Raw genomic sequence first — 21098 nt, forward strand, 5'->3', positions numbered from 1 at the left:
GCCTCCCAAGATTAGTGACGCTGATGTTTTTCAATATTCTTAAGCAAAATTCCCGTTCCAAGTGCCACAGCTTCAAGTGGATGATCGGCCGTTAATACTGGTACCTTAAGGTAATAAGAAATTAGCTTATCAATATTCTTAAGCAATGCTCCACCACCTGTCAGCATAATTCCACGGTCAATAATATCCGCAGAAAGCTCCGGTGGCGTTTTTTCCAAAACCTCTTTAGTAGCAGCAATAATAGTCATCAAGCCATCATGAAGAGCTTCTTGAATTTCAGGCGCAGTAACAGTAGCCTGTTTTGGCAGACCGTCAACCACATCGCGACCGCGAACAGTGATAGTTTCGTTCTTATCAGGTTCAAAAGCACTACCAATTTCGATTTTAATCTGTTCCGCAGTGCGTGAACCAATTAGCAAGTTATGTTTATTCTTAATGTAAGAAACAACAGCTTGGTTCATATGATCCCCAGCATAACGCAATGATTGACTTGTAACAATTTCACCCATTGATAAAACGGCAATATCAGTAGTACCACCACCAATATCAATTACGATGTTGCCTTGAGGTTTGAAAATATCAAGCCCTGCACCTACAGCAGCAACTTTAGGCTCAAAATCAAGGTAAACTTTGCCTCCACCCGATTTTTCCGCAGCCTGAATAATTGCCTTCTGTTCAATTGATGTTACTCCTGTCGGAGCACAAATTAAAATATTTGGCTTGGACATAAAGCCCTTAACGTTTAATTTTTCAATAAAGTAAGACAGCATTGCTTCTGTGATATCAAAATCAGCGATAACACCATTTTTTAAAGGACGGATTACACGGATGTTCCCCGGAGTCCTTCCTACCATCTTGTAGGCTTCTGTACCAACTGCTACTACTTTATTTGTACTTGTATTGACAGCAACAACAGAAGGCTCATTTAAGACAATTCCTTTACCAGAAACATTAATGAGCACATTTGCTGTTCCTAAATCTATTCCTATATCTCGTGCCACGATAATCCTCCATCATATTCAATGTATATTTTACCATAAAGATTTTAAGTTTGTCGGCGACTTTATCCGCTTTACCAAGTCTTAAAAGAAATTACTTAACTGCAATGAAGTATCAATTAATGTAATAAAGAAATTACCCACTAGAAAGCCTAAAGCAATTGCAGCAAAGATAAGTAGCAGTTGTGCTTCAAATATCCTGTTTTTACGAATTATCTTTTCAATACGAACACTTTTCATAATCTGAAAGGACAAACCAATCGTAATTAAATAAATTACTATACTAATTAAAGCATGAACGCCAAGTTGAAACATATTCTTTTCCACTTTTCCTAAGTTACAATAAAAGCGGACACACAAAAGCAGTGCATCCGCTTAAAACTTTAAATCTATTTAACTGAATTGTAAACACTTATTCGGTTAACGGCTCTTCTAAGTGCAACCTGTGCCCGCTCAAGTGATCGTTGATCATGGGCAGCCTGAGCCTTTTTCAGTGCATTTTGAGCACGTTCTCTAGCTGCTTTAGCCCGGGAAACGTCAATATTATTTGCCCGCTCAGCGCTGTCAGCAATAATGGTAGCCACATTATTTGAAAATTCAAAATAGCCACCACTAACAGCAATATGGTTGACAATATTGTTCATTTCCCGACTTCTTTTAACTTTAATCTCACCTATTGCTAGCGGAGTCAAAATCGGTAAGTGATTATACATCACTGAACGTTGACCATCAATTGCACGCATTTCAACAATACTAGAATGATGAGAAAATATTAGACCATCTGGAGTTACAACATTTACCATAAAAAGTTTTTCTGGATCTGCCATTTGACATCACCTTACTTTTCTAATAATGCTTTAGCTTCAGGATCACTCGGAGTTACACCCATTTGCTTTGCTTTTTTCAAAACATCTTCAATTGGGCCTACACTACGGAATGCATCTTCTGGAAGATCATCTAAATGACCATCTAAAATCATCTTAAAGCCCTTAATAGTTTCTTTAATTGGAACATAAGAACCAGGTACACCAGTAAACTGTTCAGCCACAAAGAAGTTTTGCGATAAGAAGAATTGAACTTTACGAGCACGGCTAACTATCACCTTTTCCTCGTCAGATAATTCATCCATTCCCAAAACAGAAATGATGTCTTGCAATTCATGGTATCTTTGCAAAATATGCTGGACGCCAGTTGCGACTTCATAGTGCTCTTGGCCAACAATTTCAGGATCCAAAGCACTAGAAGTAGATTGCAGCGGGTCAACAGCCGGGTATATACCTTGCTCAACTAAACTACGTTCCAAATTGGTAGTAGCATCAAGGTGAGCAAAAGTAGTAGCTGGAGCCGGGTCAGTATAGTCATCAGCAGGAACATAGACCGCTTGAATTGAGGTAATAGAACCCTTCTTGGTAGAAGTAATTCTTTCCTGCAATTGGCCCATTTCTGTTGCCAAGGTTGGCTGATAACCAACGGCACTGGGCATGCGTCCTAACAGAGCGGAAACTTCCGAACCAGCTTGAGTAAATCTGAAAATGTTGTCGATAAAGAGCAGAACGTCTTGACCTTCAACATCTCTGAAATACTCTGCCAGCGTTAATCCTGTCAGTGCTACCCGCATTCTGGCACCAGGCGGCTCATTCATTTGACCAAAGACCATGGCAGTTTTGCTTAAAACTCCAGATGCTTTCATCTCAAAGTAAAGGTCATTACCTTCACGTGTTCTTTCACCAACACCAGTAAAGACTGAAATACCACCATGCTCTTGGGCGATATTATGGATAAGTTCCTGAATAATAGTGGTTTTACCAACACCGGCACCACCAAACAGGCCGACTTTTCCTCCACGGACATAAGGTTCAAGTAAATCAATTACCTTAATACCAGTTTCAAGAATCTCTTGACTCGTTGTTAATTCATCATATTTAGGAGCATTCTTATGAATACTGTCACGAGCATGATCTTTTGCAAATTTAGGGCCGTTGTCAATAGGCTCACCTAAAACATTAAAAACACGTCCTAAAGTATCATTACCAACCGGTACTGAAATAGGACCACCTGTGTCTTCAACCTTCATTCCGCGTCTAAGACCATTGGTAGATTCCATCGCAATTGTTCTTAAAACACCATCGCCAAGCTCTAGTGTAACCTCGAGAACAACAGATTCATCGTCCGACTTAACGACGCGCAAAGCATTGTCAATATCAGGCAGATTTTTGTCAAGCGGGAATTTGACATCGACAACTGGGCCGATTACTTGAACAACTTCACCTTCACTCAAAACATCTACCTCCTTTTCTTAATTATTTCAAAGCGTTAGCACCACTGACAATTTCAGTAATTTCAGTAGTGATTTCTGCTTGTCTTGCACGGTTTAATTTAGTAGTTAAACTCAAAACCAAATCGTCAACATTGTCCGTAGCACTCTGCATGGCAGTCATTGAACTGGCATGTTCAGCAGTTTTGGCATCCAGAATAGCACCGTAAATAGTAGAACGGGCATATTGGGGAATTAGTGTGGTTAAAACAGCATTAACATCAGGTTCGATATCGTATTCCAAATCTTGATGGGCTTCAGCTTCCTTGACACCTATATCAATGTCAACGATTGGCAACATTTTTTCAACCCGAAATGCAGATGAAAGTGAGTTGATGTGGTGAGTATAACATACATATAATTCATCATAAACTCCGTTCAAATACATTTTGATTGCAGTTGAAACAATTGGTAAAACTTCATCAAATGTAGGTACGTCACTAATACTGTCATTTTCATAAACAACGTTCAGCTTGTTTTTCTTAAAGAAATCAGCACCGACTGAGCCAACAGCCAAAACCTTAATATCTTTGTGTTCAGCCTTCGAATCCTCAAACAATCCCATCATGTTTTTGATGACAGCACTATTATAAGAACCAACAAGACCACGGTCACCGGTAATAACCAAATAACCAGTGGAATTGACCTTTTTGCGTGCTTGAACCATATCGGAAACAACACCCAAACCAAAGACATTTTCATAATCGATTTTGCTAATGCTGTCTTCATCAATTGCAACATGTGCCTTACGCAAATGGCTGACGACTTCAGCACTCATCAAGCGCGATAAAGTTTGCCGTATGTGATCATTGTAGATCGTGTAACCCTTATCCCGCTTTTCAGTTTGGTTTAACTTTGATGCCGAAACCATTCTCATGGCCTCAGTAATTTTACCAGTTTGCTTAACCGAAGCTATTTTCTTCTTCAACGCAAGTAACGATGCAGGCATATAACTACCTCCTATTTATTACTTGGTGAAAAACTATCCGCAAATTTAGAAATTGCTTCTTGTAATTTCTTCTCATCCGGCAATTCACCAGTCTTACGAATGTGCTCTAGCAAATCTGCATGATTAGTATCGAAATTGTCATATAATTCTTTTTCAAATCTGGCAATATCATCAACTGGAACGGAATCAAGATAACCGTGAGTCAAGGCGTAAAGAATAATAACCTGTTTTTCAACTGGAATTGGTGTATGAAGTGGCTGTTTTAACACTTCAACAACCCTGCGTCCACGATTTAACTTTGCTTGAGTTGCTTGATCCAGATCACTACCAAATTGAGCAAAACTTTCAAGTTCATGGTAAGCTGCCAGGTCGGTACGAAGCGTACCAGCAACTTTTTTCATAGCCTTAATCTGGGCACTACCACCAACACGGGAAACTGAGTTACCGGCATCAATGGCAGGACGGGTTCCTGCAAAGAACAAGTCGCTTTGCAAGAAAATTTGTCCATCAGTAATTGAAATCACGTTAGTTGGAATATAAGCTGAAATATCTCCCGCTTCAGTTTGAATAAATGGAATGGCCGTCATTGAACCGCCACCAAGTTTATCACTCAACTTCGCACTACGTTCAAGTAAACGTGAATGCAAATAGAAGACATCACCAGGATATGCTTCACGACCAGGCGGACGACGGAGAAGTAAAGAAAGTTCACGATAAGCAACAGCTTGCTTTGATAGATCATCAAAGACTACCAAAACATCTTTGCCGTTATACATGAATTCTTCACCCATTGCCGTTCCGGCATATGGCGCTATGTACAGCATTGGTGCGGGTTCACTTGGCCCAGCTTCGACAACAATTGTATAGTCCATTGCGCCAAAACGCTTTAAAGTTTCTACTTGTGCTCTGACAGTTGATTCCTTCTGACCAATAAAGACATAAATGCAAATTACGTCTTGTCCCTTTTGGCTCAAAATAGTATCAATTGCCAAACTAGTTTTTCCAGTCTTACGGTCACCAATAATTAACTCACGCTGACCGCGACCGATTGGCACTAAGGCATCAATAGCTTTGATACCAGTTTGCAGCGGTTGATTAACTGACTGGCGTTCCATAACACCCGGTGCCGAAGCCTCGATTGGACGAGTCTTTGACGTTTTTATTTCGCCAAGTCCATCAACTGGCTGCCCCAATGGGTTTACCACGCGACCAATTAGTGCATCACCAACCGGCACACGCATAATCTCACCGGTTCTTTTGACTTGGTCACCTTCACGAATATCATCAAAATTGCCTAGAATAATGATACCAACATCATTTGATTCAAGGTTTTGTGCAATACCATAAGAACCATTGTCAAATTCCAATAGTTCGTTGGCCAAAACATTGTTCAATCCGTGAGCCCGGGCGATACCATCACCTATGTATGTTACAACTCCAACTTCATTAATGTCGAGTTTATCATCATAGTGTTCAAGCTGCTGCTTGATTAAAGAGCTAATCTCTTCTGCTTTTATGCTCAATGGTTTCACCTCTTTTAATTTTTATTAATTAACTGCGCACGAATCTTATTCAGTTTGTTCTTGACTGACCCATCGATTACGCAATCACCAACTTTTAAAATCACGCCGCCAATAATACTTTGATCAACCTCATTAGTGAGAATGACTTTTCGCAAATTAAATTTTCGAGCGTAACTAGTACCTAATTCCTGCAATTGTCTTTGATCAAGCGCTACTGCTGAAACAGCAACTCCCGTTTCAATTTTTTGATTTTTATTATACAAATCATTGAAACAGTTTATAATGTCCGGCAATTCCATAAAATGGTCATAATCCAGTAATAGGTTCAAAAAATTCTGAACTTCTTCTGACAGACCTTGCTCAATCACAGAAAGCGATTTCGCTTTTTCGGCACTATTAAAAATTGGGTCGCTAAAAACTTGCAAAATTTGCGGATAATTGGAAATAGCCTCAGCTAGTTCCTGCATATCTGCATGAACAGTATCCAAAGCAGCCATATCTTCGGCATAATCAAATAGTGCAGTACCATAACGTGCAGCAATTTCCGCTTTACTTAAGGCCATTATTTATTCAGCCCCTTAATAAATTGATCAACCAAATCTTTTTGGTCATCAGCAGATAAGTTCTTCGCAATTACTTTTTCTGCAATCGTGACAGAAATATCTGCAACTTGTGCACGAGCTTCATCTAAGGCATCCGCTTTAGCCTGAGCAGCATCGGCCTTTGCCTTCTCATGAATCGAAGCCGCATTATCATTAGCTTCTGCAACAATCTGGGTGCTGGTTTTTTCAGCATTCGCTTTTGCATCAGTAAGAATTTGCGTTGCTTCTTGTCTTGAGTTCTTCAAGGCAGCTTCACGCTCATTAGCCAAAACTTCGGCCTTTTTGCGATTGTCTGCAGCTGAATCAAGATCATTGATTACCTTTTGACGTCTTTTTTCCATCATGTCGGAAACAGGACCCCATGCATAATGTTTAACCAAAATAAGTAAAATTGCGAAAACAATTAAATACCAGATAGTATTACCCAGATAAATATGACCTGCCGAGGCTGCAAATAAAATTTGAAATGTCATTTACTGCCCTTCTCTCTTTTATCTAAATTGTTTTAAATAAAAAAATTAAACGAAGAGAATCAGGAAAGCAACAACAATCGCCAAAATAGGAACGGCTTCAATCAGACCAACACCGATAAACATTGTTGATCTTAAGTTACCAGCACTTTCAGGTTGACGAGCCATGCTCTCAACTGTCTTAGTGATAACTTTACCATTACCCCAAGATGCTGCCAATGCAGCAATACCAGCTACAATCGCTGCTGAGATATATTTAAAAGCTTGTGACATATTTAAACCTCCAATAAATTATTCTTTTGTAACTTTTTTCCCAACATAAACCATGGATAAAGTTACGAAAACATATGCCTGGATAGAGCCAATGAAGACAGAGAATCCTTGCCAGATCATAGCAAGCGGTGCTGCTAACACCAAAGTGATAACACCAAAGCTAGGAGCAAAGCTATTACCTATTAAAGTTAATAACACTTCGCCAGCGTAAATATTACCATATAAACGCAAAGATAATGTCAAAAAGTTAGTGATTTCTTCAATCATATTGATTGGGAAAAGAAAACTAACAGGTTCGGCATAATTACGCCAGTAGCCACCAGTACCGAATTTCTGCATACCGAATGTGAATGAAAGAAGCAAGGTCATCATTGCAAACGACATTGTCGTTACCGGATCTGCTGTGGGAGATTTTACAAAAATGTTGTCTCCCGCCTTAACCTCTAAGAAGAGGCCCAACTGGTTCATAAACCAAATGTAAATAAAAAGGACAAAAGCATAAAGCGAAAGGTGCTTTCGTGCATCAACATCACTGACATTGTCTTTAACAATTCCATCAGTAAAGTCAATCAAATATTCCATGATATTTTGCTTTTTATTTGGTTTCATCTCAACTTTTCTTGATAACCAGATGCAGACAAACAATACGACAGCTGCCATTAAAGTTGAACCAATGATCCCAGAAAGATCAAATGTCAAACCCAGAAATTTAAAAACAAATGATTGCTCCAATTCTTCGTGACCTCCCTTCTCGTGCCCAAATTATCGAACACTCATACAATATTAACACCATTCAATAATTTTGTGAAAAATGTAAGCGTATTTTGCAATTAATTTACATAAAAAAGATTATTTGGTACCAAATAATCTATCGCCTGCATCTCCTAAACCAGGTGTAATATAGCCGTTTGGCAACAATTTTTCATCTTCGGCGGCAGCATAAATATCGACATCCGGATTCTCTTCTTGAATAGCTTTGACACCCTCAGGAGCGGCTACAAGAACAGCCAGCTTAATTACTTTAACGCCCCGCTTTTTAAGCGCACCAATTGCCATATTAGCAGAACCGCCAGTGGCAAGCATTGGGTCAACCACAAGACATTCACGCTCTGCAACGTCTTTAGGCATTTTGCAGAAATATTCGTGAGGCATAAGAGTTTCTTCATCCCGATACATACCAATTACTCCTACCTTGGCTGACGGAATCATTTCCATAACACCATTAAGCATACCGATACCTGCACGTAAAATTGGCACAATAGTCAATTTCTTGCCGGCAATCTCTTTTTGGGTTGTCTTGCCAATTGGTGTTTCAATTTCAACATCTTTCAGCGGCAAATCTCTGGTAATCTCGTAAGTCATCAGTCCCCCGATTTCACCAACTATTCTCCGAAACTCGTTAGAACTTGTCTCCTTACGCCTGATAATTGTTAACTTGTGTTGAATTAACGGATGATTCAAAACCGTAAATTTGCCCATCTTTTTCCTCCTATAAACATAATTACGTTTACGTGTATTTTAATAAAAAAAGCAGAGGGTTTAAAGTCCCTTGCTACTAAAATTTTTACTCTTTGACATAATGATGACCAGCGGCAGCTTTATTTAGCCTGTTCATATATGCCAAAGTATTCTCGCTGCCACTAAATCCCTGCACAAAAATTTGTTTGATCTCTGGTTTATCATCGAAGTAACGTAAACCACCAAATAAATTATGGTCGGCCTCTAACAAGTTTTTACCTAAATTAAATTTATTTGCGGCTGGCAGCTTAATTTTTTCAAGCACATCTGTTAATGCCATTACTCCTGTTGCATTGGTTAAATCAATGTTTGCAAAGTTTTCTGAATCATCAACCACGACTACGGGTGCACTCGGAGCATAATGACGATATTTCATTCCTGGAGCTTTCGGAACATCTTTATCAGCAACTTTACCACTGTTAATTAAAACTTTTTCACCCAAAACCTGACTTAACTCTGCGGGAGTAACTGCACCAGGACGTAAAACAATGGGCGTAGCTACAGACAAGTCAATAATCGTTGATTCCAATCCAACTTCTGTAGGTCCACCATCAATAATTCCCGCAATTTTTCCCTTTAAATCATGATAGACATGCGCAGCTGTCGTTGGACTAGGCTTAGTCGAAGTGTTGGCGGAAGGTCCAACAATTGGGTAACCCAATTTACTGATCAACTGATGAGTTAAGTCATCATTAGGACAGCGAAAAGCCACAGTATCAAGACCACCAGTTACAGCTTTAGGCAGACTGTGAGGTTTAACATAAAGCAAAAGGGTTAAAGGACCTGGCCAAAATTTTTTAATTAACTTTTGAGCACGCTCTGGCACCTCTTTTGCATAATGAGACATCATTTGAGCATCAGAAACTGTTACGATTAACGGATTGTCACTAGGACGTCCCTTAGCCTTATAAACATTTTTTACAGCTTTTTCATTTGTGGCAATGGCACCCAAGCCATAGACAGTTTCTGTCGGAAAAGCAACCAATTCTCCCTGAGCGAGTAATTTTACTGCATCATCTATTTGATCCTGTGAAAAAATTTTAGTTTCCATTATTTATTCCACTTTCCTTTAACCATGCGTGGCTTTCCAGCTAAATCATTTTTGAATTCAATGGTAAAATCCGGCAGCTCCCGTCCAAATAAATCAACCAGCTGCTCTTTTTCACTGAAGCCAAATTCCAAGAAAAACTCTCCTCTGCTGTTTAAGTGATCACGCACTTGTTTGACAAACTTCTGGTAAAATTCTATACCATTTTTTCCACCAAAAAGTGCCTCCTGGGGTTCATTTTGCAATACGTTTTGGTCCATCACATCTTTTTCCGTTTCCTTTATATAGGGAGGATTAGAAATGATTTTATCGAACTTTTCAAGACCAATTAAAATGTTTGCTTTTCGAACGGTAACATCAACTTTATGAATCAAAAAATTTTCTTCGCTAGTTCTTAGTGCAGCATCAGTGACGTCAGAAGCATATAAATCAAGATCGGTAATCTGCTTTTTAGCAGCTTCTTTAGCTAGAGCTACTGTAATGCAGCCGGAGCCTGTTCCTAAATCAAGCACTTTATCACCACTGGTCAGATTTGCTAAAGCCCATTCCACTAACTCTTCAGTTTCAAAACGGGGAATTAAAACTCCGCGCTGCACTAAAATTTTATAACCAAAAAACCAGGAGTAACCCAAAATATACTGAGGCGATATCCCTTTAGCCAGCTTGCGCACATCCTTTTGTGCTTGCTTAATTTGGTCTGGTGATAATTCCATGTCCTGTTTTAATTGAAACTCACTAGGACTCAGCTGCAGTCTTTCAGCTAGCAAAAAAGCGATATCTTCTGGTCTTTGTTCTGGTGCAGTTTCAGCAGCCCAAATTCTCAAGCTTTTTAAAGTGTCAATTTTAGACATTCTGTTCGGCCAGCTCCTCCAATTGCTTTGTTTGATTATATAAAATCAAAGCATCAATAATTTCATCAAGTTCCCCATTCATTACCCGGTCAAGCTTATTAAGAGTCAAACCGATACGATGGTCAGTTACCCGGTTTTGCGGGTAATTATAAGTTCTGATGCGCTCAGACCTGTCACCTGTACCAACAGCATTTTTTCTCTTAGCATCATACTTATCACGGTTTTGACTTTCATAGTAATCGTAAACACGGGATTTTAAAATCTGCATGGCTTTTTCCCGGTTTTGCTGTTGACTACGCTGATCTTGCATTGCCACTACAATACCAGTAGGTAAGTGCGTCATGCGCACAGCACTGGAGGTTTTGTTAATATGCTGACCGCCCGCACCACTTGAGCGATAAACATCAACTCTAATGTCTTTGGGATCCAAATCAAGGTCAACTTGCTCATATTCAGGCATGACTGCCACTGTAGCAGTTGAGGTATGAACACGGCCTTGAGATTCAGTTACAGGAACGCGTTGCACGCGGTGCGCTCCGTTTTCATATTTAAGTTTTGAATAAACCTTGTTGCCAGTGATCATAATGGCAACTCGTTTATAACCACCTACTTCAGTTGGCTCACTGTCGACGATAGAAACCTGCCAGTTTTGTCTTTCAGCGTATTTTTCATACATTCTGAGCAAGTCTCCGGCAAACAAGGAAGCTTCATCACCACCAGCTGCTCCTCTAATTTCCATAATAATGTCTTTATCATCATTAGGATCTTTGGGCAACATTAATATTTTGATTTCATCTTCAAGCTTAGCAATATCCTGCTCTAAATCGTTATTTTCATCTTTGGCCATCTCAACCAAATCTGAATCACTTTCGTTTGCAATAATATCCTTATTGTCTGAAATTTCTTTTTTATCAGCCTTATATTTGCGATATTTTTCAACTACATCGCGTAAATCTGCTTCTTCCTTAGAAACTTCCATGTACCTTTTGGTATCATTGATAACTTCCGGGTCAGCCATCATTTCCTGTAATTCGTCATAATGAGCAACAAGACTTTCAAGCTGTGCCATAATTTTATCCATGTTGTTCTAATCCCTTCCTATCTTGTTTGATGCGGATGAAAATAATGAAACCGACAAACCGGGTAATAACTTTCATCCCCACCTATTTGAACCTGTTCACCCTCGTAAACTGGTTTACCATTGTGTATCCGTTGATTCATTGTAGCCTTTCTACCGCAGTAGTGGCAAATTGTTTTGATCTCTTTTATTTTATCAGCAAAAATCAACAAATTCTTGGTTCCTTCAAATAAATTATTTTGAAAGTCGTTTTTTAAGCCGAAAGTCATGACGGGAATGCATAAGTCATCAACAATTTTGGCACATTCTACCACATGATGACGTTCCAAAAACTGAGCTTCATCGACAAAAACGCAGGCGATTGCGCCATCACCTTGTGCCTTTTCCTGTTCGTTCAACTTTTTTATATAAGCAAAAATATCAAAATCATGGTCGATCGGAACTGCCTTTCGGTGGAGCCCAATTCTTGAAGCCACAGTGCCTACACCACTACGATTATCAATTTTACTGGTTAACAAAGCAATCTTGCGCCCCTGAGCCTCATAGTTATGAGCATCCTTCAGTATTTCTAAAGTTTTGCCGCTGCTCATCGTGCCGTACTCAAAAAATAATTGTGCCATTTTTGCTCCTTTGTTTCATTTAAATTCATCTAACTTATCTAGTATAATGTAAAAATAAAATATGTGTAGTTAAATGGTTATAAAAACTCGTTTTCGGTTTATGGCTATGCTATAGTTGATAATGATTTTAAAGCGAGGGAAAAATATGAGTTTTAAATCTGTAATAGCAAAAAGCGCGGGTAAATCAAGCTACTGGTTTTTACATAACGTTTTAAAAGGTGGTACTAGTTTTCCCGGCAAACTGGCAATGAATCTTGATCCGGAGATTTTAAAGACACTGGCTGACGGCTATGAAACGGTCATTGTTACAGGAACAAACGGTAAAACCATGACTACCGCATTGATTGTGGCAGCATTAAGAGAAAAATACGGTGACGTCTTAACCAATCCATCAGGTTCCAATATGCAACAAGGAATCGTGACGGCTTTTTTAGCCCATAAAAAGAAAAAATCATCCAGACCGATTGCAGTGTTAGAGGTTGACGAAGCTAATGTCAAAATGGTAACGGAACTGCTTCATCCTAGTGTGTTTGTTCTTACCAACATCTTTCGCGACCAAATGGATCGCTACGGAGAAATCTACACCACTTACGAAAAAATTGTAGATGGCATTAAATTAGCACCTGAAGCTACTATTATAGCCAATGGTGATGCTAGCATCTTTTCTTCAGTCGACTTGCCTAATCCTAAAATTTTTTATGGCTTTAAACTGCCAAATGATAATCCGCAAAATGATACCAAGGCTCCAGTTAATACTGACGGCATCTTATGTCCTGATTGTGATCATATCTTACATTATCATGAAAGGATTTACGCCAATCTGGGAGATTTTTTCTGCCCCAACTGCAACTATCGCAGACCTGAGTTAACCTATTCTGTGAACAAAATTATTGAGCAATCGCCGAATAACCTTGAGTTTCAAATGGGCAGTAAAAACTATACTATCAACATTGGCGGCACTTACAATATTTATAATGCTCTAGCTGCCTATTCAGTGGCGCGCTATTTTGACCTCAGTGAAGAAGAAATTGCTCAGGCTTTTGCTAAAAACAAGCGGATTTTTGGCAGACAAGAATTAATTAAATATGAAGGAAAAGAAATTGACCTGATTTTAGTTAAAAATCCGGTGGGATTAGATGAAGTGTTGCACATGCTTAACACTGAAAAAGATGATTATTCTTTAGTAGCCTTACTTAATGCCAACCACGCTGACGGCATCGACACTTCCTGGATTTGGGACGGTCAGTTTGAAGATCTCAACCATAAGCAAATAAAAAAAATTCTGGTTGGCGGCGAGCGCTGGCACGACATGGGCTTTCGCCTGGAAGTTGCCGGCTTTGATCCCGGTAAAATGGTTACATGCACAGATAATGAGGAAGTAATTGCTAATATTGCCAATTTGCCGACTAAAAAAGTTTATATCTTATCTACCTATACAGCTATGCTTTCTTTACGTAAAACTATGGCTGAAAAGAAAATAATTAAGGCTGGGATGTAAAAGTAGAAATAATATAAATTAAAAACCCGCAAAGTGTGCAATGAAGCATTTTGCGGGTTGTTTTTATTTTGTATTTTGTGCTAAGTTAAAAATTTTAACGTTATTTTCTTGCGCAATTTTTTCATTATAATTGTGCGCCACTTCAATAACAATTGAAGGCAATTGGTAAATTAAGCGGTGAACTTCATCCGCATTTTGATGATCCAGGCTAGATGTAATTTCATCAAGTAAAAAGATCTTCTGATGACGTAAAAGTCCTCTGGCAATAGCCAGTCTTTGTGCTTGCCCACCCGAAAGATTGCTGCCTTGCTCTTTAATTTCAAAATCCAATGCTTTGCTACCGAGCTCTTTGTCTAAACCTACCTTATTTAAAGCAGCAACTAATTCTTGGTCTGTGAAATTTTGCAACAGAGAAAGATTTTCGCGAACTGTTCCTGCAAATAGCCAAATATTCTGTGAAATAAATACAAAATCTGAATACTTCAATTTGTGTCCGCCAAATTCTACTTCACCTTTTTCAATTGGAATATATCCTGCTATGGCATTTAGCAAAGTTGATTTACCAACACCTGAAGGTCCAGTAATGAGCATTTTGTCGTTTTCATCTAGGCTTAATGACAAATTTTTAAAAATTTCTCGATCGCCACGTTTAACTGACAAATTGTCAACAACTAATCTATTATTGCTTTCTGGTAGAACAGTCTCTTGATCCGTTTTTGTTTCGGTCCAAGAGATCTTTCTGATACCTTCTGTGCTTTGTATTTGAGTTTCAAAACTGGTTAACTGCCTAAAACCACCGACTACGTGATCCGCAGTCAGAGTCAAAGTTAAAATTGTACTTACGGTAACACCTAAGATGCTATTTTTGGCCATCCATAACCCTATGAAAATTGGAGATAGAGTTATTATAATTGCAAATAACCAAGAAATAAACTGCAGAACATATTGGAAAGCATTCAATTGGTAATATTTCTGTTCCTCATTATGCAAAGAATGATCAAATTTCTGCATAAATAATTTTTTAACACCAAAATTCGTAATTTCAAAGCGTCCTGCAAATAAGTCACGTGTGATCGCTAAAAAGTTTGAATTCGAGTGACTCCAAACTTCGGTTTTAATCTTCATTTTTTCTTTACCCATATAACTAGGAAGAAGTGACAGGAAAGAAAGAGCTAGATAAACAAGACCTAAAACTGGATTAGTCATTAATACTACGACTGTAGAAGATATGACTGTCATCAAACTTTGAAAAAGCAATAAAAGCGGTTCAAAATACTTTTCCTCTATCTGTTTGGAAATACTAGTCATGTTGTTCAAAACATCAGATGAATCTAAATTCGGATTGTTAAATGAACTGGCAAAATTTGCTCTGAAATATATAGCCTTTATCCTTTCATTTAAAATTTGAATTGCTTTTTGCATTAACAGGCAAAATAAGAAAAGAGAAATATAAACGGTTAGATATGATAAAACTGCGGCAATTCCAAATACGATTAAACTGCGACCATCCTTGACATTAAGCCTGGGAATATAACCTAAAATGTAACCATTTAATACTCCTTCAAAAGAACTAGTAACGCCAAAGATAAATAAACCAAATATCATCCATGGCTTGAGATTGCTCAAGACCCACCTTACTGTAACATTTACTTCTTTTTTATTCATGGTTTTATCCCACCCTTCAAGATATTCTTTGTTGTTGTGCATTATTAAAACAAAATTAAAATGAGTTAACAATATGTTTTGAGTAAGAGGTCGAAATTTGTGATTAAGTGGGCTAATAAATAGGTGTATGAGAAAAAATGAAATTCTCTAAGAGGAGGAAATAAGCTTATAAAGTAGAGAACTTTCTATTATCTCCAAACCAATTGACAATATTCGTAGAAACCAAAAAATACACAACCCTTTTTAAGTAATCGAGTTGTGTACCAGTTTTTTAGCAGTGAAAATTAGTCTTCAAGTTCTATTTAGATAGTGATTTCTTTCTAGATTAATTGCCGTTTAAAATTTAATTATATTTAAGGCATCTGAATAATGGAACATATTTTCCATTGAAGTCACTGAAGTCGTATTTAAATTTTCAATACCTTTAATTTTACTTAAGCCAGCACAACCATTGAACATGTACATCATCATATCCTTGACTTTCTTCAAGTTAGCTGCAAATTTGTCGCTATATTTAAAAGACTATCATTTCCGTCTGAAAACATGTAACTCATGTCTGTTACGGATGAAGTTTACTATATCGATAAATTCGAAGATATAATTTTATTACTAACGTAAAATATACCTCGCATATTTGTAGCCTTTGAAGTATAAATATTATTAAGACCACTAATTTCAGTAAGCTTGGTTAAACGCTTGGTTTTCACGTATTTAAACAAGTATTGAAAATCACCTTCTAATTTGATAGGTTGTTCAAATTCTATTTTTTCTACTCTTTTTAAAATGTCTTGGTCTGCAAATGCGCCTTTATCTTATCTAAACCTTTTATTTATCGTACCACCTTCAATTTTCAGGCAGTTATTGGAATTGTACTTTCATTCCGCACAGTTATCTCCCCATTTACCACTTTAAACAAAAGTTGGATCACTTTGCGTTTGAATAGATGTTTCACCTTTTTTAGTATTTTCAATATTTATGGAAGTTTGATTTTCAAGAAAAGATTTTGCGGAACTATCTTGATTAATATTATTCATTTGTTGCAGTTGAACTTGTTTTTTTCACTAGTTAATTGATTTCCAGTCACACTATCAGCTTTAAAGACAATACTATTAGTTAAAAATAGTAGTCCCAAAATCGCAGTATATACATTGCTTTTTATTAAAGCTCTTTTTGCTATCTTCGTTTTCATAGTATTATGTCCCTAATTTAAAACGTTTAAATCACTTAATTTATATCAAAGAATTACTATAAAACAAGTCTTTATTAGTGCATTTTTTATTTCTTAATTATAAATTATATGAATAGTTTATAAAAATGCTATAATGTAAAGGTTTCAATTTACATCATTAATATTGAACTCGCCCCATAAAATTTCAAATTTTCTCCGCTTGTTTTAAAAGATAACAGAAAAAACACAATCCTGAAAAAATTTCAGAATTGTGTTTTTGTTGTTGATTAATTATATTATAACTTTTTTTGAATATTTAAAATGATATTTGTTTAAATACAAAATATTATAGTTTTGATTAATTGTTAATGAATTACTCCAAATATTAGTCCAATTAGTATAACTAAAATATTGCTTACAAATTGAATTGGAACAGCTAAGTTGCAGTAGTCATCTAAATTTACTCCTAAAAGAGTAGTTCCAACTATAGTAGCTGGGGTAAGTGGAGATGAACCCGTTGCTAATCCTAATGTTACAGAAAAAGGAGCCACGATTTCAATACCACTTAAACCAAATTCTTTTCCGATTTGAATTAGAATAGGATAAAACGAATTAAATAGTTGATATGGTAGAAATCTAATAATAATTACTGACAGTCCCAAAATAATCAAATGTATATATCTCAAAACAAAATGAGGGAAAATAGCTACAATTCCCTTAGCTAAAGATTGAGTCATTCCACTACCGTTAAAAATACCTACAAAAATTGCGATACTAACTATCATGAATGTAATGTTAAAGATAGTAATAGCAGACTGAGACCATAATGGCTTATATTCCGTGCTTTTGGGATAATCAATAATGGTAGTAAGAAAAGCTCCTGCTGCAAAAACTAAGTATGAAGGCAATTTAAGAACAGCCAAACATAAAATTACACATATAAAAATAACTAAGTTAAACCAGAATAGTTTTGGCCTTTTATAAATATCAACATTTACTTTATCTTTAGAATGATTATTTTGATTTACACTTTTCTCTGAGTATGGATATTTTTTCATAAACCACGCGAAAAAAATATATTGTAAAATAATCACTGGTATAAAGCAAAATGATATTGGTAAAATGCTAGAAGATAGTTTTAACGGAGAAACCCCAGCAAAAATTGCTGAAGTAGCCACACCTTGTCCCCATGGTAAAAAAAGCATTGTTGATATTCCTGTCTGAGCAATAATCATTGCTACCCTTTTATCAAATTTTACTTTATCGTATAGAGCAACCATAATCGGAAAGACAATTAGGTAAGTAGCTGTTGGTGTAGCAGTTAACATGGCAATCATACTTATAACTGTAGTTAAAATCATAATAATCCAATTATTTAATTTTTTGTTAAAAGGACGCATAATCCATTCAATTATTTGCTCAAACATACCAGTTTTTGAAAGCATAGTGAAGTACATAAGCCCAAAGAGCATCATAAAACCAATTGAGCGCATGGTTTGGACCATGAAGTTTAAAGCCAAGTTATTTATCTTGTTAATATCTAAGCCTAGCGCTAATGCACCTAGTATAGGTAAAAAGATCAAAATGAATTGAATTGGTATTTTTTTATATAGTACAAAAGAAATTATTAATAAAATTATTACAGTTGCGATCATTAAGGTATTAGACATATTTATAAGCTCCATTTAGTAAATTAGATGTCACAAACTGAACCATCGAATGCACGCTGTGCATTGAGTGATCGCTGTGCTTCGGGCATTTTTCTTAAAGCTTCTTCATTTAGTTCAATGCCTAAACCTGGTTTATCCGGTACTTTGATATAACCATCCTTCACTTCAAAAGGTTCTTTTAACATTTTGGCTTCGTTTTCTTTTCGATAAAAAGATGGAAACTCCTGTATTCCTAAGTTAGGGACCGAAGCATCTATTTGTAAACATGCAGCAGTGGATACAGGTCCTAAAGGATTATGTGGAACAATTTGACCATAATTAGCTTCGGAAATTGCCGCTACCTTTTTTGCTGCGGTAATGCCACCAAGAGCGCATACATCTGGTCGCACATAAATTGCTGCATGTTTAAAATATGTTTCATTAAATTCTTCAATATTAATAAATCTTTCTCCTGTAGCAATAGGAATATTAGTTTTTGAGGCAACCAAAGACATCGCTTCAAAATTATCTGGGGCAATAGGATCTTCTATAAACATAGGGTGATATTTCTCGACCTGCTTAACAAAAGACATTGCTTCAGGCAAACTTAAACTGCGATGGCATTCTAAAATGATATCAAAATTGTCTCCAGCCAATTCACGCACTAATTTAACTCTTTCGACATATTTGGTAATTTTACTATTAACAATTGAATCACTATAATCAGCGTTTTTTTGACTATTCCCAGTGATTAAAATGCGGGCAGCGGTGAATCCTTTGCTTTTCAGATCTATGAGTTCTTTTTTGATTTCTGATGGGGTAAATTTTAAAATTGCATCATAAACTCTAACTTTATTTCTGGTAGGGCCTCCAAGTAATTGATAGATTGGAACTCCAAGAGCTTTACCTTTAATATCCCACAATGCAATATCTATTGCAGATATTGCACTCATTATTACTGAACCCCGAAAGTACATACTTCTATATAAATAATTCCAAATATCTTCAATTTTAAAGGGGTCTTTGCCTATTAAATAGACTTTAAATTTATTTAAAACTCCTTTTACAGCTTCTAAAAATCCCCATGCGCCTGCTTCACCAAGGCCAATAATACCTTTATCAGTTTCTAGTTTGATAAATAGGTATTTGTTGGCAGTAATAATTTTTAAATTGGTAATTTTCATTTTTCCCTCCGTTAAAGTAATAATATTGTTTACGCTTTCAATTATAGAGAGTAAATTTTTAGCTGTCATTGCAATTTTTTTATTAAAAATTAGCCTTTATGCTAATATAATGTAGGGGGATGCTTATGAACAATGAACTTAAATACTTATTGACTGTTGCCAACTACCACAATTTAACCAAAGCTGCTGAAAAACTGTACATTTCCGTACCAACTTTAAGTCGCTTTATAAAAAGAAAGGAAAAAAATTTAGGTCATTCTATTTTTAAAAAAACAGGAAATTATTTTGAATTATCTAATTCCGGACGTGCTTATATAAATTTTTTGGAACAAGTTTACAGTTTATGGCAAAAATTAACTGATGATTTAGCAAATGATTTTTATGAAACAAATCTAGAATTAAAAATTGGGTTTCAAGCAAATTTAGGTAGACTTATCATTTCAGATATTCTTCCTCATTTAAACAAACTGCTGCCTAATATTAAGCTTTATACAATTGAAAACCGTTTGAGTTCAATGTTACCGATGCTTAGAAATGATGAATTAGATGTGGTAATTGCTTTTGATCAGCAAAATGATTTAACTGATTTAGAAACAGCATCATTAGCAAAAGGTGAAGTAGTTTTAGCAGGGCCAAAATTGCCACCCAATATTAAAGCCATAAAAAAAGAAGACTTTAATTATCCTTGGCTTGATATTAATGAGGTTAGAAAACTACCTTTATTAGATTTAAGAAAAAATAGTTATTTTAATAAAATTATACGTAATTATTTCCTTTTACATGAAAATGAATTACCAGATAATAGATTTACTTTAACTTCAATTAGTGACCTTCTTCTCGCAGCAGAGTCAGGTCTTGGTTATGCTGTTACTCTTGATACAATCGTTAAACTAAATAATTGTAAAAATATAAAATTATACAGTTTTGATGATGATAAAATCACTAATTCATTAGATATAATCTTTAAACCATCTACAAAAAATAAATTTCTTATAAATACATTAATAGATATTTGTAAAAGTGATGTAAATCATAAATTACCTGGGTTGTGAAGCTAAAATACCTTTGCCTAGTTAGACAAAAATCAATTTTCCCATTCTTGAAAACGAGTTCTACTTTTTAATTTCTTAAAATAAGGATTTTAAATCAAGCCTTAAAATTCGTAAGTATAATTATTGTTAGTAGTATTTAATTAAAATCATTTAACTAAGAGTAATATTGGCCTCCAAAATTACTATATAAATCGAAAGTAATTAGAGTATCGAAATAATTTTGTTTCATGGTGAATTTTGATAGGTTTATGTTTTACAAGACAATCATACGAGGAAGAGATTCCTTTTTTTCAATAGTCATTTACACAAGATTATTTAAACACCCTGATATAGTTAGGAGATAAAAGATACCATAATTTTATTTATATATTTATTAAATCTAAGCAAAATTACAGTAAAGATAACTTTTATGTTGATACTTATTTTTAACGATAAAACTGTTGTCTTAATTGTCCAGAAATTCTCTTTTACTTAATTCTTTTAATATTAAACCATTTTTAACATCAATCAGTTTTCAAATAACTTTTTGTTAAAAGTAAGGAAAAATATTACATATAAGAAAACAAAATTGGCCTTTGATAGCTTATAACGCTAAATTGTATAATTAAATTTTTTAGTTAAAAATAAACTTAGGTAGA

Annotated in this window: 21 protein-coding genes; 2 read left to right on the forward strand and 19 right to left on the reverse strand. The window is 36.0% G+C overall.

Features of this window, described 5'->3' with window-relative positions:
- Positions 1–11 precede the first annotated feature (11 nt).
- The 15 genes from mreB to ACFQ32_RS02660 form a co-directional block, all read right to left on the reverse strand.
- On the reverse strand, positions 12–1001 hold the full coding sequence (gene mreB / locus ACFQ32_RS02590) for a rod shape-determining protein (protein ID WP_046324716.1): 990 nt from the start codon (positions 999–1001) through the stop codon (positions 12–14).
- 81 nt (positions 1002–1082) lie between these two features.
- Positions 1083–1313, reverse strand: a complete 231-nt coding sequence (locus ACFQ32_RS02595) for a DUF1146 family protein (protein ID WP_034981184.1) — start codon at positions 1311–1313, stop codon at positions 1083–1085.
- Positions 1314–1387: 74 nt separating this feature from the next.
- A complete protein-coding gene (locus ACFQ32_RS02600; protein WP_046324715.1) occupies positions 1388–1825 on the reverse strand; it encodes a F0F1 ATP synthase subunit epsilon in 438 nt (145 codons plus the stop codon).
- 11 nt (positions 1826–1836) lie between these two features.
- Positions 1837–3276: a F0F1 ATP synthase subunit beta gene (gene atpD, locus ACFQ32_RS02605; protein WP_046324714.1), complete on the reverse strand. Its 1440-nt coding sequence runs from the start codon at positions 3274–3276 to the stop codon at positions 1837–1839.
- 22 nt (positions 3277–3298) lie between these two features.
- Positions 3299–4261, reverse strand: coding sequence for a F0F1 ATP synthase subunit gamma (locus tag ACFQ32_RS02610; RefSeq protein WP_046324713.1), 963 nt, complete (start codon positions 4259–4261; stop codon positions 3299–3301).
- Between the two features lie 11 nt (positions 4262–4272).
- A complete protein-coding gene (gene atpA / locus ACFQ32_RS02615) occupies positions 4273–5784 on the reverse strand; it encodes a F0F1 ATP synthase subunit alpha (RefSeq protein ID WP_046324712.1) in 1512 nt (503 codons plus the stop codon).
- A 14-nt stretch (positions 5785–5798) separates the two neighbouring features.
- Entirely contained in the window at positions 5799–6347 is a 549-nt protein-coding gene (gene atpH / locus ACFQ32_RS02620; protein WP_046324711.1) for an ATP synthase F1 subunit delta, read from the reverse strand.
- On the reverse strand, positions 6347–6859 hold the full coding sequence (gene atpF, locus ACFQ32_RS02625; protein WP_046324710.1) for a F0F1 ATP synthase subunit B: 513 nt from the start codon (positions 6857–6859) through the stop codon (positions 6347–6349). Before atpF ends, atpH begins: the two co-directional genes overlap by 1 nt.
- 45 nt (positions 6860–6904) lie before the next feature.
- Entirely contained in the window at positions 6905–7129 is a 225-nt protein-coding gene (gene atpE / locus ACFQ32_RS02630) for a F0F1 ATP synthase subunit C (protein WP_034981200.1), read from the reverse strand.
- 18 nt (positions 7130–7147) lie between these two features.
- Positions 7148–7861 (reverse strand): F0F1 ATP synthase subunit A, encoded by a 714-nt coding sequence (atpB, locus tag ACFQ32_RS02635; RefSeq protein ID WP_046324709.1) that lies wholly within the window; start codon positions 7859–7861, stop codon positions 7148–7150.
- A 117-nt stretch (positions 7862–7978) separates the two neighbouring features.
- Entirely contained in the window at positions 7979–8608 is a 630-nt protein-coding gene (gene upp / locus ACFQ32_RS02640) for a uracil phosphoribosyltransferase (RefSeq protein WP_046324708.1), read from the reverse strand.
- Positions 8609–8693: 85 nt separating this feature from the next.
- Positions 8694–9698 (reverse strand): L-threonylcarbamoyladenylate synthase, encoded by a 1005-nt coding sequence (locus ACFQ32_RS02645; protein ID WP_046324707.1) that lies wholly within the window; start codon positions 9696–9698, stop codon positions 8694–8696.
- On the reverse strand, positions 9698–10546 hold the full coding sequence (gene prmC / locus ACFQ32_RS02650; protein WP_046324706.1) for a peptide chain release factor N(5)-glutamine methyltransferase: 849 nt from the start codon (positions 10544–10546) through the stop codon (positions 9698–9700). The genes ACFQ32_RS02645 and prmC overlap by 1 nt, the downstream gene beginning before the upstream one ends.
- A complete protein-coding gene (gene prfA, locus ACFQ32_RS02655; RefSeq protein ID WP_046324705.1) occupies positions 10539–11627 on the reverse strand; it encodes a peptide chain release factor 1 in 1089 nt (362 codons plus the stop codon). The genes prmC and prfA overlap by 8 nt, the downstream gene beginning before the upstream one ends.
- A gap of 17 nt (positions 11628–11644) precedes the next feature.
- A complete protein-coding gene (locus ACFQ32_RS02660) occupies positions 11645–12244 on the reverse strand; it encodes a thymidine kinase (RefSeq protein ID WP_046324704.1) in 600 nt (199 codons plus the stop codon).
- A 145-nt stretch (positions 12245–12389) separates the two neighbouring features.
- Here ACFQ32_RS02660 and ACFQ32_RS02665 point away from each other — a divergent pair, with 145 nt between their 5' ends.
- Positions 12390–13742, forward strand: coding sequence for a Mur ligase family protein (locus ACFQ32_RS02665; protein ID WP_046324703.1), 1353 nt, complete (start codon positions 12390–12392; stop codon positions 13740–13742).
- Positions 13743–13805: 63 nt separating this feature from the next.
- Here ACFQ32_RS02665 and ACFQ32_RS02670 read toward each other — a convergent pair whose 3' ends face one another.
- The 4 genes from ACFQ32_RS02670 to dgoD all read right to left on the reverse strand — a co-directional run bounded on the left by ACFQ32_RS02670 (position 13806) and on the right by dgoD (position 19408).
- On the reverse strand, positions 13806–15407 hold the full coding sequence (locus ACFQ32_RS02670; protein ID WP_046324702.1) for an ATP-binding cassette domain-containing protein: 1602 nt from the start codon (positions 15405–15407) through the stop codon (positions 13806–13808).
- Positions 15408–15743: 336 nt separating this feature from the next.
- The gene (locus tag ACFQ32_RS02675) at positions 15744–15896 is read right to left on the reverse strand and encodes a BspA family leucine-rich repeat surface protein (RefSeq protein WP_143444012.1); all 153 of its coding nucleotides are present in this window, start codon (positions 15894–15896) and stop codon (positions 15744–15746) included.
- Between the two features lie 1044 nt (positions 15897–16940).
- Positions 16941–18245 carry an SLC13 family permease gene (locus tag ACFQ32_RS02680; protein WP_046324701.1) on the reverse strand — a complete coding sequence of 435 codons (1305 nt, stop codon included), beginning with the start codon at positions 18243–18245 and terminating at the stop codon, positions 16941–16943.
- A 23-nt stretch (positions 18246–18268) separates the two neighbouring features.
- A complete protein-coding gene (gene dgoD, locus ACFQ32_RS02685; protein WP_046324700.1) occupies positions 18269–19408 on the reverse strand; it encodes a galactonate dehydratase in 1140 nt (379 codons plus the stop codon).
- 125 nt (positions 19409–19533) lie between these two features.
- On the opposite strand from dgoD, the gene ACFQ32_RS02690 reads away from it, so the two are divergent.
- Positions 19534–20460 (forward strand): LysR family transcriptional regulator, encoded by a 927-nt coding sequence (locus ACFQ32_RS02690; protein ID WP_046324699.1) that lies wholly within the window; start codon positions 19534–19536, stop codon positions 20458–20460.
- The last annotated feature ends 638 nt before the right edge of the window (positions 20461–21098 follow it).

It is taken from the genome of Lactobacillus melliventris, from assembly GCF_042679465.1.
GTDB lineage: Bacteria > Bacillota > Bacilli > Lactobacillales > Lactobacillaceae > Lactobacillus > Lactobacillus melliventris.